This is a genomic window from Rhizobium sp. WCS2018Hpa-16 (assembly GCF_031843705.1).
In the GTDB taxonomy this organism is placed as follows: domain Bacteria; phylum Pseudomonadota; class Alphaproteobacteria; order Rhizobiales; family Rhizobiaceae; genus Agrobacterium; species Agrobacterium tumefaciens_C.
This window is the reverse complement of record NZ_JAVTIX010000001.1, coordinates 385,165-400,243: the sequence shown is the minus strand read 5'-3', so window position 1 is coordinate 400,243 and position 15,079 is coordinate 385,165. Positions and strand designations below refer to the sequence as shown.

The window sequence follows — 15,079 nt, the reverse complement described above, 5'->3', positions numbered from 1 at the left end:
TGAAGGTCTCTTCAAGACCCCGAAACAGCCTCGATAAGCGGCTCCGTCCTCTCGAAACGAGGACGGAGCCTGGACCGCTAGCCGTCATGGGACGACGGATGCGGTATTCGTTGAACCCTTGAACAGCATTCTCCGGACCTCGTCGCCCGTGGCTCCACCATTGGTCACAAGGATATTCACCAGGTCGTTGAGTTCGGCACGACGGGCGGAGAGGATGCCTACAGCACGATCAAACTGCGCTTTGAGGCGAGCCTCGACGAGCCGCCGGAGTTCCAGATCGTGATCGCGAAGATGCGCCAGACCGCCATCACCCTTCCCGAGTTCGACCGAAAGCGTGGCCCCAAGGCCATAATGGCGCTCTGTCCGCGTCGCCACATCGGTCGCAACGGCAAGGTCGGACGATAACGCGCCTCCCGCTCCGTCGGCGTGATGGCCAAACACCACCGTTTCCGCCGCGATACCGCCGAGCAGCGTCGCGATCCTGCCGTTGTAGTACGACGCGGTCCTGATAATGTCTCCGGTGGGCTCGAAGATCGCTTGCCCGGCAACCTGCGACCCGCCCTGCATGGACACGTCCCGTTCCACGCCAACGCTGACCAGGATATCCGACGACATCAAGGCGCCGACGATGGCATGCCCGGCCTCGTGGACGGCTGTATGTCGCAGTTCCTTCTCGCTCAAGGAATAGCGCTGCGGTAAAGTCTCCAGAAGCAGACTCTCGGTCACGGCGACGTTGCGTCGTCTGACGATGCGACGGATATCCCGAGCGAGTTTTTCGATGTCGGCACCGGACCATCCCCGCGTCGCTGACACGAAGCTCGCGAGGTCGCCCTCGATCTGGTGACCGTTGAGGTGATGACGCAGAATGGCGACTCTGGCACCGTTATCGGGAAGCGGGATTTCGACCAATGTTTCCAGCCGCCCCGATCTCAGCAGCGCGGGGTCGATGACGACGGGATTGTTGGTCGCCCCGACCACCACCACGCCTTCTCGTCCTTCGGAAGGATCAAGGCATTCGAGGAGGCCGTTGATGACCTGGCGACGGTAATCGCGATGGTGGTCGTCAGACGTCGGCGCGTCACGGTTACCGAACGAGTCGAATTCGTCGATGAAAAGAAGGCAGGGAGCCTTCTTCTTCGCCTGTTCGAACGCCGACCTCATGGCTTTCAGATAATCGCCCAGATGGCCTTGAGCCTGCCATTTCGCGGCTGACTCGGAGACGAGTCCGATGTCGCAGGTCGCGGCCAGAGCTTTTGCATAAGAAGTCTTTCCGCAACCCGGAGGACCATAGAGTAGCACACCGCGATCAACATCGTCCCACGTGATTTCGCCCGCACGCCAAGCCTTCAAATCCTCGGCCAACCGGAGGCCCCAGGTCTTGGCTTCACCATACCCGTACATGTCCTCCAGGCACACCCGTAGCGACTCCTCCTTGACGGGTTCCGCTTCACCCATTCGCGCTGCCATGCGCTTCAACTGGCGAACCGAACTCGTGAGCGGTCGGGTCGGCCTGACCGCCAGCAGGATGGCGTCGAACGATTGTGTCGACAGGAACTCGGCGTAATCGCGGGTCATACCCTGCACCTTCGCCTCCCTAGCCGCGGCGATGAAATGTTCGGGCACTGCCCTGATTACCTCCGTGACCAGGTCGATACCCGCAAGGAAGTGTTCGGTCAGATTTTCACGCTTTTCGGTGACGACGACGACCTGGCGCGCGTCCTTCACGCGGGTGAATACCGCCCGCGGATCGTTAGTCGGTACATCGACGGTGAACACGACCGCCTTATCGCGGCCGAAGTCATCGACGTATTCGGAGGCATCGAGAAGGCCGGAAGCAGCGCGCCGATAGTAATCGGCCGTACCTTCGGGAACGATCAGAGCGGCGATGAAAGCGATATCCCTTCGGCGCAAAAACGGCCGTAAGGCGTTGCGAACGCCGCATCGCGCGACAGCGATGGCCAGAGGCGGCAGAGAAGGAGGTCGACTTGTGGTTCTGAACTTGGGCACGGCAGGATACTCCAACAACGAAAGACGGGTGGCGATTTCCTATCGCGCTATCCTCCGCACCGCCGTCTCCGGCCCAATCGGCGCATCGTCGAGGTCTACCTCGACATAGCCATGTAGAATGAGCGACGCGATGCCGGCGACGGGCTTGGTTTCCTGAAAGGCATTGAGGCATTCAGCCATCGGCAGGGAGCCGTGTTCGTCGAGCGCTGCCAGAACACGAAGGCGATCCCCAAGGGGAGCGGAGGCTTCGGCGTAGCGAAGCAGGTCCTTGGCGTTCCGCAGCCTAAAGCCATCATAGATTTCAGCTCTGTCGAGCAACCTGTATCGCGCGTCCAGTCGTCTCACCTCAGTCGCGAGTAGAGCGGTGTCGAGGGACCTGGCACGGTCAGGCGCGTCGAGATACAGGACGGCGCCATCGTCGTCGAAGGCTTCGAAATCGAAAACATGCGTCAGCCCACCGGGCTTGAACGGCATGGGCATACAGCGCCAGGATGTCACCGAAGGGTTTACGTCTAGAAGACACCCTACATCGCGGGCGGACTGTGAGCGGAAAAGTCGGACTCCGTCGCACTTCACAGTGCCGGTCGGCTGAAATGTTCTGATCGAAGCGGAGTTTCTGGCGGCGCGCAATGCAACGGCCTGCTTTGCAATTCCCATGGCATCCTCGGACAAAAAGGGTTGATCGACACCGCGGTCATCGCGGCAGCGAGGGTCAACCTATTCGTATGAGATGATGCGAGATGTTTTCCATAGGGAGAACATTTATAGAACAAAATTTTAAAGTCAACCATCTGATGTAAAAATATTGACGTCAACTTATCCGGGTGAGCGGGCTCCGCTCGTTCGCCTGACCCAGTTCGTCCAGTAGTGTCTACAGGTCTCGATGAGCGATGCGATGGCCGCCCACAAGCCCTCTGACCAGTTCAGTTCGTATGAAGGCCAATGAAGTCACGAACTAATATCCGAGGTCTTCGATCTTTTGCTGGACAACCATATCAAGCAGATCGAGGAACCGCTTATTGTCACTAGCCAGCTTCCAAAAATTCGCAAATCGGCAGACCAGTTGGACGTTTCCCAGCGAGTAGTGTCCATTGCTGTCGATGCGATCTGGCGACAGCAGTAAGTCTTTAATTTCACCTGCTTGGCCAGGCAGATGCATTTTCAAGCCGGTAAGCTTGCAGATGCCTTTTTGCACAAACCATAGTTCTTCTAGCCGTGTTTTCATTTGCTCTATTGTGCAGCCCTCGAGCTTCTTGTCCTTGAGCTTCGTGAGGATGCGCTGGCCGTTTGACCAGTCTACCGTCCCCTGAATGGACATCGTCAACTCGGAGATGCCTTTTTGAAGCATCGAGGCGTTTAGGACCAGAGAATGTCCAGTCGTGCCTTCTTGCCTTTGTTTCCAGTCGGACCGCTTATGCCAATCGGAAACGTCTCCGCCTGTCAGCAATGTTTCGAGATAGAGCTTCATGTCTGCGTCAGTAATTGGGGACAAGGCCGTCAGTTTAACGATGTAGTCCTGAGCGCGCTTGTGGATGGATTTGAGCTGTAGTTTCACGCCGCTGCTGGTCATGTCGCTCCAGCCACCCACTCGGGCACCTACGGCGACCACCTTAGCTCCCGAAACCGGATGATTGTGAGGGACCAAGATCGGTTCGCCCGCAACCATCTTGTTGTTCGCAGGGAAAACCGACCGCGCCCAAGTTACAGCGTCACCATCGATGTTGATAAAGATGTCGTCGACACTGTTCGCGATCTTCGTTGCGTAGTTGAACCATCGCGTCGATTCCGATTTTGTCGCGGCTTCACTCTTTCCCTTTTCATCCCTAGCCATATGGACCGCAAGGTGGGCATCACGATCACCCGTAGACCACGCATCGAAATACGGTTTGTCCAGCATCAGCCCAGCGATGTTTCGCTGTTGGCATTCCTCCTTGAAATAATTGTCTGCTCCAAGCTTGATAGAATAAACCGCGCCGACCAACCTAATCTCCCACAACCTCGTTACGGTCAAACAGCTTCGTGAAAGGGATCAGGAAGTCCAGCAAAAACTGGCAGCTGAGGGACTGAACTGCTCTGGATTACTGTGAGGCACGTCGTTTGGCTGTCAATCATCAGCGCTAACAATCTCCAATGCCAACCCAGAATGCAGACAGCCGTATGTTCAATTTGAAAATCCAACGCTCGACCCAGGTGACTCTTTCGGCATTTGTGACTTGCTTAAATCTCGCGCAGGACTGATTTTGGCCGAACCGCTCGCGCAAGTTTGCTGTGATTATCGTGGATAGCAAACGAAATGTTGCGAGTTCCCATGGACAGAGGTTCCACCGAATGCTCTGGGAACGGCCGCGAGAGGGACGATATGCAGCGGTTCTGGATCAACATCAACGGAAAGATTGAGGAACATACTGTTCCAGAGAGCATCGACGAGGTTATGCCTGGCGTCTGCTGGGGAGTTCCGGACGAGCTTTTTACGCCTGCGTTCTGGAAATACCAGTCCGAAGCCCAGATGCGTTGCAATCGCTATCGTGATCATCGACTTGGAAATACGTTACTCGAAGAGATCGCAGTGTGCCTTCTTGGCGGCTACGGAATTCCTGCCGAGATGGGAATGGTCGCGTTCGAACGCCTGCGCAAGGACGAGCTACTTGATGGTCACGCCAGCGAGAAGGACCTCCTCGACAGGTTGCTCGAACCGTTCAGTTTTGACGGCAAATCGAGACGCTATCGGTTCGCTGGTCAGAAAGCCTCGTATTTAGCCCGTTCTTTGTCAATAGCGCGGAGTTTTTCTGTCGACGTTCCAGAGCGCGAACTCAGGGAGCAATTGCTCGGTCTACCGGGGGTCGGACCTAAGACCGCGTCCTGGGTTGTCCGCAATCATCTGGATTCGGACGAAGTCGCCATAATAGACGTCCATCTTCACCGTGCCTGCGTGATGATGAACGTTTTTGACGAGGACACCCATCCCGCCAAAGACTACTTCGGTCTTGAGAACCTATTCCTGAAATTCGCGCAGGCCATCAAAGTGCGAGCCAGTGTTCTTGATGCTGTCATCTGGGACCTCATGAGGCGGATCGGGCCGACCTCCAGACCGATAAAGACGGTCGCAACCACTCAGCTCCAACTCGCGTTCTGATTTCTCTCACACTGAAACGCGCTGTCCTATCACTGCGACGCCGACCCCAAGATAGTGGTCGTCTTCGGGAAGAAGTGCGTCGGCGAAGTCCTGCCCGAGGATGCCGAGGGGGCAAAAGCCGAGATCGAATGCTTCGCTCGTCAGCGCCAGAGTTTGCAGAACAGCGCCAGCGTCGCGCCAAAGTAATGACCCCGGGTTTTTGTATACCGTGGACGTCAAGTAGACATCGGCTATCAGCACGATGACGTGACCATGCGCCGATGGGAGTACTGTCGAGCAACTCTCCAACCCTTCTGCAATGAGGTCCGGCTTGCGCGGTTTGACCGCGAGGAATGCGTCATCGTTGTCGTCGTATGAGACCGCGTATCCATGGGGATCGATGATAACGCACCTGATGGGATGAAGCGCGCCAGCGGAGATCACTCGTTTCAGCTTACGTCCCATATGCGATCCGGTCCCTATAAAATCGCTTTTGAGGGCTTCCCGAACCACGGATGCCACCTGGGATAAAGCAGCGACCTGCATCTGTCGCGTTGAGCGTCTGGTACGTAGGAGGTCGGCAAAGTCCCGTCGCGGACAATCTATGACGGGTATCTCTAGCCTTCTGGCTTCAAGCCAGCTCGGCGCGGACAACTCGGGAGGTTTACCCGTAGGGCTCGGATCAATAGGGCGCAACGCCAATCGCCCTCATTGTGAGATAGTGCTTCTCGCAACCCCGGCAGTAACCGCACGCATAGTCACTCTTGTGACAGGAGTGCGACCAAGCGAGGACATCCATCGGGATGCCTGAAACTTGCACAAGTTCCTCGGCGGAATAGGCGGCCGCGGGAGCCTCCAGTCTCAGTTCACCTTCCTGCATCGACAGTAATTCACTCAACGCGTCCACGAACTCCTGACGTCCGTCAACGTGGAACCCATCGGTTCGCAACGCTCCGATTTCAAGAACATTGATCTTGTGTTTGATGCACTCCATTGCCGCAATGGTGACCAGCATCTGGTTTCTGTAGGGCCACCATTCGCTGGCTGGTGCATGGGGGTCGGCCTCAGTGCCAGCGAGGTCGCCGCTCCCGAGTGCCGAGAGATCGCAATGAATGATCTTGTGTTCGATAGCGAGCGCCGTGCAGACAGCAGTGGCTGCACGGATTTCCCCGGCTGCTGCCTTATGGCCATAATCGATGGTGATCGCGAGATCGGGTTTGCGCCAATAGGCAATCGATGTGGAATCCATGCCACCTGACAGGAGTAGAGCCCGCCTCATGCGCGCCACGCTATCTGGAAAAGAGCACTGACATAGTCTTGATGGAGATGTGCGCCTGATCCCTTTGGTAACTTGAGATCAACGTCACGCATATTCTGGGCAACGCAAAACACGGGTTTGCCAAGGGCGCGCGCATAGCCGACCTCGAATACGGTTCCAGGGCTGCTCCCGTTCAAAATCGCAAAGACGGCGTCACACTGAACGATAGCCGCGAGGTCTTGCTTTACCACAATGTCCGCCGTTCCGGGTCCGATATCGTGAATCGGGCTGAAGACGCTCATTCCCAATCTCTGCAGTTGCTCTCGTGCGTCGTCGACCATCATCCGCTGGCCGACTTCCCTAAATGGTCCGGCGAGATAAATATGACCACCCGCTTTTGCCACTGGCCTACGTGCAGTAGGCTCGGCGCCCAGTGGAACAATCGGAAGCATGCGGGTTTCGACATAATCCGCTGTCGAACGACTGGCGTATTCCGCAGCCTGTGCGGGCGACGCTCCATTTATTGCCCAAGCGAGCGCGAACGCAGCAACAAAGACGTCACCGGAACCGATTGTGAAAACATTCTGCGTTACGTAAGCGGGTACATAGTTTGAACCCGAAGCCTCGTAGACAGACGCGCCGTTGATACCGTCCTTGACGACGATTACTTCTGCCTTCTCGGCTTTGAATAGGGTGGATACCGCGGTGTCGACGGATAGCGTCTTCGCGAGAGCGAGTATCTCGCCGCGGTTGGCGATAATTGCAAGATGCTTGGCCGCCGACCCCGAAGTGGAGAATGGCACTGGATTTGAAGGCGACTGCGGGTCGTAAACAACATGGCCGCCCGACACCACTGGATCGCTCTCGAGCATTCCGAACTTTATGATAACATCGCCCGAAACAGACGGCATGCTGACTTGCTCGACGTTCCATCCCGGTTTGATCTTCGGGACAGAGAGGCAATGAAGATACTCGAAGCCGATTGATTGCTTCCGCGGGGTAATTCGGAGATTGATTCCCTCGGACGCAAAAATCGCGTTCGCGGTCACGAGTCCCTCGGTTGCCAATGCACTATGGAGATTGATGCTCGAGACGTGTCCGGTTAACGCAGACGCCGCGCGGCCTGCCGAGCCATACAATTGATCCCAATATGGAAAGGCGCATTCCTCACGGTAGATGCCGCCGACAATATCGATAACGCTCATGCCGGATAGATTTCCACGGTTACCGCGCCACCGCTAATTTGCGTCACGCTGGCAAGATACTTTTGTCCAGCATTTAGGCACTGGATGATGTCCGGCAATCGCGCCGACGTTATCGCGCCTGCTGTACCCGCCGGGGCTTGCGCGACAACACGCGATCCCGCCTGAACGACCTTCAGAATGGCCCCGACAGAAATGGTGCTGATGACAGCCATGTTGGGAGACGCGAGGATGGTTTCTTCCGTAAATACACAGGGGTTGGTCCCCGCGGCATCTGCGCCGCCACCGCCTCCACCCTGCCCGGGCTGGGGCGTAGTCGATGTGGGTGCCCATCTCGTGTCATTATTGTCGCTATTGCGAGGGTCACCTGGTCCGGACATATCGTAGCTCCTCCTTTGCTGAGTAGCCAGATTATCTCTACTTTAGCATCAGTCAATCGGTAGGGTTGTATTATGACTTTGAAGAAGCTGTATAATTATCGATTATGGGGAACTAGCGAGATGCAAATCCACTGATCGCCAGTTGCAGATGTGTATTCGGCATCGGCTTGACGGTGGTGTCCTCTAAGATCACAGGGTTTGCGTAAGATTCATCGTCGGCTAGCTTTGATCCCGCTTTCGCTTGAGCTTCATATCGCCAGTTGTCTTCCTCGCCGTATAATAAGTTCCGACGAGCTCGTTAGGATTCTTGTCCCAGTCAAGGTCTAAATAGGCAACGCCTTCGTGCGGTGAGCTTCGGTACCTGTAAACGGCCTGAGGATCATTGTTGTAGCTATACCAGACGCGGTACCGACGGTTCACGTAATCTGGCTCGAGGAAGGCTCGCGTCGACTGCGAACGCGACTCGCCCGTTTGGAGAGTGATGCTAGTCGAGAAAAACGATTGGCGGATCGTTATGGTCGTCGCTATCGGCGGCGGCGTCTGTCCGGTTTCAGGATTTACCCATGTCGAATAGAGATGACCTTTCCACGCCCCGTTCAGGTCTGGAAACAGCTTTCTTTGCAGGATCGGAAACCTTCGCGCGATAGGGAACCAGAGCAGGTCTGCAGCGGTCACCAAAACCACACCGACTATGAACACCACTAGCGATAGCCACTTCCACCAGTTGGTTTGCTCGCCCATCAACCAAAGCCAGAGCGCCTGCAAACCCAGTGTGGAAACGACCGACGCAAAGACAATGATCGTCACCTGCGTCTTTCGCTGGAGAAGAGACCACATCAGCATTCTCCGAGGTGGCGTATCGCGCTCGCGAGGAACCAGTGAGCCTTCTCTACTGTCCATGCTTGCTTGACGCCAAAGAGCGGCTTAATGCCGTTGATCTCAGGGTAGTAGTTGAGGTTCAGCCTGGGCTGCGAGATGATCTCGAGGCTGCGATTCAGGACGCGTTTCACGCGGTCGTAGCGGTCTTCGTTCATGACGAAGTGGTGGTCTTCAACCAGATAAATCAAGCATTCGACCAGGAAAGACGGAACGCGCTCGGTGATGACGCCGTGCTCGATCATGTCAGACTGCATACGCTTGACGATACGGACGATCCGCTTGAACTGATGGTTGGTAGTTGTCCGCTTCAAGCGTCCGTTCGCAATGTGCTGATCTGGATAGTTGAGGGTCCAGCTTCCATCCAAACCGAGAATAGCTACGCCCTCGATGCGATCGTACTGGTAAGCGCCTTGCGGAATAAAGATGTGGTGCAGGGTAAAGCAGGAGACGACATCAACTTCGCCGCGGCTGCCTGCCACGCCCTTGACCCGGATCGCCTTCTTTCCCGAATCGTCGATGTTGCTCTTACCGAGCGAAGACTTCAATTCGGCTGCGATCGTCGCGCGCATGTCGCCCGCGATCTGCGTATAGGTGCGGCCGACGTCGTAGTAGCCGTAAGCATTATTGGCAGATGCTGGATCGACCCCCGCTTCGTGTTCGATTCGAAGCAACGGATGCTGGACCCGCAAGTCGATGTCGGCTTCGTTGCGGACGTTCGTGCGATTGGTGAAGCTGCCCTGTGGGACAAACCTCACACCCTCTGAGCGAAGACCTTGATTGGCTTCGAGAATGCCTTGAACGACGGAGCGTCCGCGCTCTATTGCTATTGTTTCCGTTGTGCTTTCCGCCTTTTCCCAATGCGTAAAGCGATCATTCCACGAACTCCGTCGACGAACCGATTCGCTCAACGATTCGAACAGGGACCCGAGCCCAGTGAAATCATTCGTTTTCTCGGTCTGCGGTATCCCAAGTCCAAGTCCAAAAATACCGCCACTGCCTTTACTGAAGTCGCTCATCCAAGAATCTCCAATAAAAATTGAGTAAAGATGTAAGATCACACCCCAGCTCTTGCAATGGGTAGTTAAGCGTTATTCACACAGCTACGCGTAGACTACTCGTAGGGCGTTATAGCGGTTTTGGTCGACTTGCGGAAAAGTCGGTTCACCGAACGGTGGCAATAAGATTTCCTCAATTAAATCAATGGACGTCAGTTAAATCGAATTGATGAAAAAATCACCGAGTCTGACGAACTAGAGAAAAATGGTGGGCCTGGAGAGACTCGAACTCCCAACCAAGCGGTTATGAGCCGCCGGCTCTAACCATTGAGCTACAGGCCCTTTCCGGTGCTTGAAGCCTTGCCGGAATGCGGGGGTTGCAATGGTTCAACCCGACGCGGATTTGGCTTTAACGCAATTTTCTGGACGCGACAAGCCGTTGTAACCGGCGACGTGTGAACTATGCCGTATTCGCTACATAATCTCCTGCAACACACGTATCAGGGACATGATGAAGAGGAAGCTTAATGACATCGATACGAGTACGCTCAATGGCGCTGTGTGCGTTTACCGCGCTGGTTGCCTCGCCGCTTGTTGCTTCGGCGCAGGAAAATACGAAACGCGAGCCGGTCATCAGCGTATCCGGTGAAGGCGATGCCGCCGTCGCGCCTGATATGGCGGTTTTGTCGTTCAGCGTGATGAAGCAGGCCGAAACGGCAGCGGCTGCAATGAGTGAATCCAGCAAGGCAATGACCGAGGTACAGGCCGCGCTGAAGGCTGCAGGCATCGCAGACAGGGATTTGCAGACCAGCAATTTCTCCGTTCAGCCTGTGTACAAGCAGTTCGAGCCTAAAGACGGCGTCTATATCGCGCCTGAAATCACCGGTTATCAGGTCAATAACGGGCTGACGGTGCGGGTGCGCGATCTTGCCAAGCTCGGCTCGATTCTGGACAGCTCGGTCAAGCTGGGCATCAACCAGGGCGGCGACATCAGTTTTACCAATGACAAGCCGGAAGCAACGGTAACGGAAGCGCGCAAGGCTGCGGTGGCTGATGCGATAGCCAAGGCCAAGACGCTGAGCGAGGCTGCCGGTGTGAAGCTGGGTCCGATCATCGAGATCAGTGAAAACATGCAGCGGCCCCTGCCCGTTCCGCAGACGATGATGCGCGCAGCGGCAATGGAAAAATCGGATAGCGTGCCGATTGCAGCGGGTGAAAACAGCTACAAGGTGACGGTCAACGTAACCTTTGCGCTGCAACAGTAACATCTGATGAGGCGCAGTTTAGCGCCTCATCACCCCACAAAAGAAAATCCCCTCGCCACTGAAATGACGAGGGGATTTTTGTTTTCAAATAGACTTGGTGCGGTTAGCGACGGATAACCGGGCAACCGCGAACATTGGCGAACACAACGCGATCCCGTCCATGGCGGCTGATGCCGGCAACAACGACGCGGCGCGGGGAAACATCAACCACGCGTGTGCGGCGCAGACCCATGCGGTTGGCCTTTTCTTCAGCCATCCAGGGTGCGCAACGATCACGGCCGCGATCTGGACGGCCCCAGCCGTGGTGGCCGCCGTGGCGATAGCCATCCTGCACGTAAATTCCGTAGCGAACATCTGGACCTGCCGACGCGGTGGATGCCGTCGCAGAAATGCCACCGAGGGCGATAAGGGCCGCAACGCCTGCTTTTGCAAATGTGCTGATCATTGTCATACTCCGTTTCCTGTCATTCGCCGGGATGCCAGACGGCCCGGTCGACTGTCATGACGATATCCAGAGCGGTGTGAATGTTTTCAGAACCGGACATTCAGATTGTATTCATTATTGCTAAATTTCGACGACGCCACTCATGTCGAGAGATGGAGGAAGATCTGGCGGTTATGGGGCTGGTCTCTGTGCTCGAAGAGATAGATGCCCTGCCACGTTCCAAGCACAAGATCTCCATGGGTGACAGGGATGCCGATGGAGACCTGCGTCAGCGCTGATTTGATATGGGCAGGCATATCATCAGGGCCTTCCGCAGTATGGACGACCCAATCCATCGATGGATCGCTGGACGGCGGGACCATTCGTGCAAAGAACGTCTTGAGATCCCGCTGCACATCCGGATCTGCATTTTCCTGGATCAGAAGCGAACACGAGGTGTGGCGCACAAACACGGTGAGCAGCCCTTCCTCCGGATCGACAGATCTGACGAAAGCCAGAGCCGCATCCGTAAACTCGTAAAGCCCCTGCCCGCGCGTGGAAATACCGATCAACTTCTGTGGCATGGCGATGTTCACTTTCAGGTCGGGAATGAGGTGGCAGCGACCCATATCATTATCTGTGGCGAAAATCCTGTTTGGACTGGTTTGACAGTAAAGGCTAAGGTCTGGGGTCGATTAACGCTGGTCGCAAATACTTCCCGTATTCTAGCATTTCTGACTGGAACAAAATCCCGAGACTTGTCGTTCTACTGCACAGGTGATGTTGTGCGCGCCCGCTTCATATCGAGCGTTTGGCGTGACACCGGGCACAACGGGGAACGGCACGACGCATGTATGACGATCTTCAAGTGCGCAGCCACACCAATCCCCTTGCAGTTTCCACACAAAGGCTCAATGCTTCTTCGACATCGCATATTCGGTTATGGATGAGACGAAACTCGATAGATACGGCCTCTCTCCCAAATCGAAAGACTACTCTATGACGTCGCCAAACCAGCAGGTCGATCTTACCAATTGCGACAGGGAACCCATCCATATTCCCGGTTACATACAGCCGCATGGCTGTCTGATTGCCTGCGACAGTGCCATGCGCACGGTGCTGCGCCATTCGGTCAACTGCGCTGAGATGCTGGGAATCTCCGCCTCGATGACGGGCAAGCCGATTGAGGAGTTTCTCGGCGCCACTGTCGTTCACGATTTGAGAAATGCGCTGACGGTGACCGCAAACCGCAGCCGCCCTGCGCTCTTGCCAAGCGTCAAGCTGCCCGCTGGAACGCTGTTCGACATTGCAATCCATCGCTACAAATCCGTGACCATCATCGAGCTGGAACCGGCCAGCGAGGAAGCGCAGCCTCTGCACACGGCGCAATTGATGATCGACCGCATTCGCGAAGCAGATAGCGTGGACAGCCTGATTTCCCGCGCCACGCGGCTCGTCAAGGCGATGTTGGGCTATGATCGCGTGATGGTCTACCGGTTTGAGCAGGATGGTGCCGGAAAGGTAATTTCCGAAGCAAAGCAGCCGGCGCTGGAAAGCTTTCTGGGCCAGTATTTTCCCGCCAGCGACATTCCGCAGCAGGCGCGAACGCTTTATCTCAAGAACACCCTGCGGATCATTTCCAATTCCAACGGCGAGCGCATTGCGGTGGAGCCTGTGCTGGATCTTTCGGGTGAGCCGCTCGATCTTTCTTTTGCGCATTTGCGCAGCGTCTCACCCATCCATTGCGAATATCTGCGCAATATGGGCGTATCGGCTTCCATGTCGATCTCGATTATCATCGATGGTCAGCTGTGGGGGCTGATTGCCTGCCACCATTATTCGCCCCGTATCTTGCCAATGCCCACGCGCATTGCGGCTGAAATGTTCGGGGAGTTTTTCTCCCTCCACCTTCAGGCCCTGAAGCAGAAGCGAAAACTCATCACAGCGCAGGAGGCGCATGCCTCGCTGGACAAGTTCCTGCGTCTTGCTGCGCACCACAACAATATCGAAGAACTGCTGGTGGAGAACCTTGCCGATTTCCGGTCACTTCTTCCCTGCGATGGCGTGGCTGTGTGGATGAATGGGCGCTGGTGCAGCCAGGGTCACGCGCCTTCGGAAGATATGGCGCCGCAACTTGGGCGGCTGGTCAGTTCCATTGCGGAAGGGCGCGTGTGGGCAACCCACTCCCTCATCCACAACCTGCCGGAAGCCGAACATCTCTCAGGAGAGATTGCAGGCGTGCTGGCTGTTCCGCTGTCGCAGGTCAAGGATGACTATCTGCTGTTCTTCCGTCGCGAACTGGTGCAGACCCTGAACTGGGGTGGAAATCCAGAAAAATCCTACGAGACCGGCCCACTTGGCGACCGCCTGACGCCGCGCAAGAGCTTTGCGCTGTGGAAGGAGACCGTTTACAAACAGGCACAGCCATGGACCGAGGATGACCGGCAGATTGCCGAGGCAGCCCGCGTTGCCCTCGTGGAGGTTGCCTTCCGCCACAGCGAGTTGATGGCGGGTGAACGTGCGCAGGCAGAAGTGCGTCAGCGCATGCTGAACGAAGAGCTGAACCACCGCGTCAAAAACGTGCTTGCGATTATCAAGTCTCTGGTGGGCAACCCCACGCAGGAAGGACGCACGCTCGAGGAATATGTCTCGGCCCTGAAGGGGCGCATTCAGGCGCTGTCCTTTGCGCATGACCAGGTCATTCGCGGTGAAGGCGGCGGCCTGTTTCGGGATCTGCTGGATGCAGAGCTTTCTCCGCACCGCTCTCCAAATGCTGAAGTTGAGGCGCGTGGACCAAGTGTTCTTCTCGACGCGCGCGCCTTTTCGGTCATGGCTCTCGTTTTGCATGAGCTGGCAACGAATGCCGCGAAATATGGGGCGCTTGCGCCAGCCGGTGGCAAGCTTTCCGTGCTGTGGGAACTGAACGATATCGGTGACTGCGTTGTTTCCTGGCGCGAGACTGTGCCCGGCACACTGACACCACCGACCAGAACGGGCTTTGGCTCGGCGCTGATCAACCGCAGCGTTCCCTATGATCTCGGCGGAAAAAGCAAGATCACCTACACACCTCACGGCATCGAAGCCGAAATCCTGCTGCCTGCCCGCCACGCAACGCCGGGACCCACGACCTCTCCAGAGGCAGTTGCGGCATCGGAGCGGCCCTATTCCAGACCCTATTCCCCGGAGGAACCATTGCGGGTATTTCTTGTCGAAGACCAGATGCTGATTGCCATGGACGTCGAGTACATGCTCGAAGCGCACGGCATTACAGATATCGAGACAGCAACGTCATCGACGACCGCGCTGGAGAAATTGAAGAATGTGACGCCTGATGTGGGCATTCTCGACATCAACCTCGGCTCGGATACCTCCATACCCGTTGCCCATGAGTTTCTGCGCCGTGGCATTCCGTTCATGTTCGCCACCGGCTATGCCGATGGCATCATGATACCGCCGGAATTTTCCCACGTGCCTGTTATCCACAAGCCCTATGATGAGGATGCTTTGCTGGCATCCATCGGTAAGCTTGTCGGCAAGCAGGTTCCTGCCTGATAGGG

Annotated in this window: 14 protein-coding genes and 1 tRNA gene; 3 read left to right on the top strand and 12 right to left on the bottom strand. The window is 56.2% G+C overall.

Annotation, left to right across the window (positions count from 1 at the left end; all coding sequences use genetic code 11):
* Positions 1 to 84: 84 nt before the first annotated feature.
* The 3 genes from RQI55_RS01975 to RQI55_RS01965 all read right to left on the bottom strand — a co-directional run bounded on the left by RQI55_RS01975 (position 85) and on the right by RQI55_RS01965 (position 3,988).
* Positions 85 to 2,007, bottom strand: a complete 1,923-nt coding sequence (locus RQI55_RS01975) for an AAA family ATPase (RefSeq protein ID WP_311272287.1) — start codon at positions 2,005 to 2,007, stop codon at positions 85 to 87.
* 39 nt (positions 2,008 to 2,046) lie between these two features.
* Positions 2,047 to 2,481: a hypothetical protein gene (locus tag RQI55_RS01970; protein WP_311272288.1), complete on the bottom strand. Its 435-nt coding sequence runs from the start codon at positions 2,479 to 2,481 to the stop codon at positions 2,047 to 2,049.
* Between the two features lie 481 nt (positions 2,482 to 2,962).
* The gene (locus tag RQI55_RS01965; RefSeq protein WP_311272289.1) at positions 2,963 to 3,988 is read right to left on the bottom strand and encodes a hypothetical protein; all 1,026 of its coding nucleotides are present in this window, start codon (positions 3,986 to 3,988) and stop codon (positions 2,963 to 2,965) included.
* Between the two features lie 327 nt (positions 3,989 to 4,315).
* Between RQI55_RS01965 and RQI55_RS01960 the strand changes: the two genes are divergently transcribed.
* Entirely contained in the window at positions 4,316 to 5,140 is an 825-nt protein-coding gene (locus tag RQI55_RS01960; RefSeq protein ID WP_311272290.1) for a hypothetical protein, read from the top strand.
* Between the two features lie 6 nt (positions 5,141 to 5,146).
* On the opposite strand, the gene RQI55_RS01955 is transcribed toward RQI55_RS01960, so the two are convergent.
* The 7 genes from RQI55_RS01955 to RQI55_RS01925 form a co-directional block, all read right to left on the bottom strand.
* Positions 5,147 to 5,584, bottom strand: coding sequence for a hypothetical protein (locus RQI55_RS01955; RefSeq protein ID WP_311272291.1), 438 nt, complete (start codon positions 5,582 to 5,584; stop codon positions 5,147 to 5,149).
* A gap of 217 nt (positions 5,585 to 5,801) precedes the next feature.
* Positions 5,802 to 6,398 carry a 7-cyano-7-deazaguanine synthase gene (locus RQI55_RS01950; protein ID WP_311272292.1) on the bottom strand — a complete coding sequence of 199 codons (597 nt, stop codon included), beginning with the start codon at positions 6,396 to 6,398 and terminating at the stop codon, positions 5,802 to 5,804.
* Positions 6,395 to 7,582 (bottom strand): PfkB family carbohydrate kinase, encoded by a 1,188-nt coding sequence (locus tag RQI55_RS01945; RefSeq protein WP_311272293.1) that lies wholly within the window; start codon positions 7,580 to 7,582, stop codon positions 6,395 to 6,397. Before RQI55_RS01945 ends, RQI55_RS01950 begins: the two co-directional genes overlap by 4 nt.
* On the bottom strand, positions 7,579 to 7,959 hold the full coding sequence (locus RQI55_RS01940; protein WP_311272294.1) for a hypothetical protein: 381 nt from the start codon (positions 7,957 to 7,959) through the stop codon (positions 7,579 to 7,581). The genes RQI55_RS01945 and RQI55_RS01940 overlap by 4 nt, the downstream gene beginning before the upstream one ends.
* Before the next feature lie 219 nt (positions 7,960 to 8,178).
* Entirely contained in the window at positions 8,179 to 8,796 is a 618-nt protein-coding gene (locus RQI55_RS01935) for a hypothetical protein (RefSeq protein WP_311272295.1), read from the bottom strand.
* Positions 8,796 to 9,854, bottom strand: coding sequence for a hypothetical protein (locus RQI55_RS01930; RefSeq protein ID WP_311272296.1), 1,059 nt, complete (start codon positions 9,852 to 9,854; stop codon positions 8,796 to 8,798). Before RQI55_RS01930 ends, RQI55_RS01935 begins: the two co-directional genes overlap by 1 nt.
* 245 nt (positions 9,855 to 10,099) lie before the next feature.
* Positions 10,100 to 10,175, bottom strand: a tRNA-Ile gene (locus RQI55_RS01925).
* Between the two features lie 185 nt (positions 10,176 to 10,360).
* Between RQI55_RS01925 and RQI55_RS01920 the strand changes: the two genes are divergently transcribed.
* On the top strand, positions 10,361 to 11,098 hold the full coding sequence (locus RQI55_RS01920) for an SIMPL domain-containing protein (protein WP_243255387.1): 738 nt from the start codon (positions 10,361 to 10,363) through the stop codon (positions 11,096 to 11,098).
* Between the two features lie 103 nt (positions 11,099 to 11,201).
* Here RQI55_RS01920 and RQI55_RS01915 read toward each other — a convergent pair whose 3' ends face one another.
* Both RQI55_RS01915 and RQI55_RS01910 read right to left on the bottom strand, forming a co-directional pair.
* Positions 11,202 to 11,543, bottom strand: coding sequence for a hypothetical protein (locus RQI55_RS01915; RefSeq protein ID WP_243256938.1), 342 nt, complete (start codon positions 11,541 to 11,543; stop codon positions 11,202 to 11,204).
* A gap of 140 nt (positions 11,544 to 11,683) precedes the next feature.
* A complete protein-coding gene (locus tag RQI55_RS01910) occupies positions 11,684 to 12,106 on the bottom strand; it encodes a secondary thiamine-phosphate synthase enzyme YjbQ (RefSeq protein ID WP_243256937.1) in 423 nt (140 codons plus the stop codon).
* Between the two features lie 415 nt (positions 12,107 to 12,521).
* Between RQI55_RS01910 and RQI55_RS01905 the strand changes: the two genes are divergently transcribed.
* Entirely contained in the window at positions 12,522 to 15,074 is a 2,553-nt protein-coding gene (locus RQI55_RS01905) for an HWE histidine kinase domain-containing protein (protein ID WP_243256936.1), read from the top strand.
* Positions 15,075 to 15,079 lie beyond the last annotated feature (5 nt).

Excerpts from the sequence above, each read along its gene's own strand:
- RQI55_RS01905 (WP_243256936.1), top strand. The coding sequence starts at position 12,522 with ATGACGTCGCCAAACCAGCAGGTCGATCTTACCAATTGCGACAGGGAA.
- RQI55_RS01960 (WP_311272290.1), top strand. The coding sequence starts at position 4,316 with ATGGACAGAGGTTCCACCGAATGCTCTGGGAACGGCCGCGAGAGGGAC.
- RQI55_RS01950 (WP_311272292.1), bottom strand. The coding sequence starts at position 6,398 with ATGAGGCGGGCTCTACTCCTGTCAGGTGGCATGGATTCCACATCGATT.
- RQI55_RS01930 (WP_311272296.1), bottom strand. The coding sequence starts at position 9,854 with ATGAGCGACTTCAGTAAAGGCAGTGGCGGTATTTTTGGACTTGGACTT.
- RQI55_RS01970 (WP_311272288.1), bottom strand. The coding sequence starts at position 2,481 with ATGCCGTTCAAGCCCGGTGGGCTGACGCATGTTTTCGATTTCGAAGCC.
- RQI55_RS01915 (WP_243256938.1), bottom strand. The coding sequence starts at position 11,543 with ATGATCAGCACATTTGCAAAAGCAGGCGTTGCGGCCCTTATCGCCCTC.
- RQI55_RS01945 (WP_311272293.1), bottom strand. The coding sequence starts at position 7,582 with ATGAGCGTTATCGATATTGTCGGCGGCATCTACCGTGAGGAATGCGCC.
- RQI55_RS01935 (WP_311272295.1), bottom strand. The coding sequence starts at position 8,796 with ATGTGGTCTCTTCTCCAGCGAAAGACGCAGGTGACGATCATTGTCTTT.
- RQI55_RS01955 (WP_311272291.1), bottom strand. The coding sequence starts at position 5,584 with ATGGGACGTAAGCTGAAACGAGTGATCTCCGCTGGCGCGCTTCATCCC.
- RQI55_RS01910 (WP_243256937.1), bottom strand. The coding sequence starts at position 12,106 with ATGCCACAGAAGTTGATCGGTATTTCCACGCGCGGGCAGGGGCTTTAC.
- RQI55_RS01940 (WP_311272294.1), bottom strand. The coding sequence starts at position 7,959 with ATGTCCGGACCAGGTGACCCTCGCAATAGCGACAATAATGACACGAGA.
- RQI55_RS01920 (WP_243255387.1), top strand. The coding sequence starts at position 10,361 with ATGACATCGATACGAGTACGCTCAATGGCGCTGTGTGCGTTTACCGCG.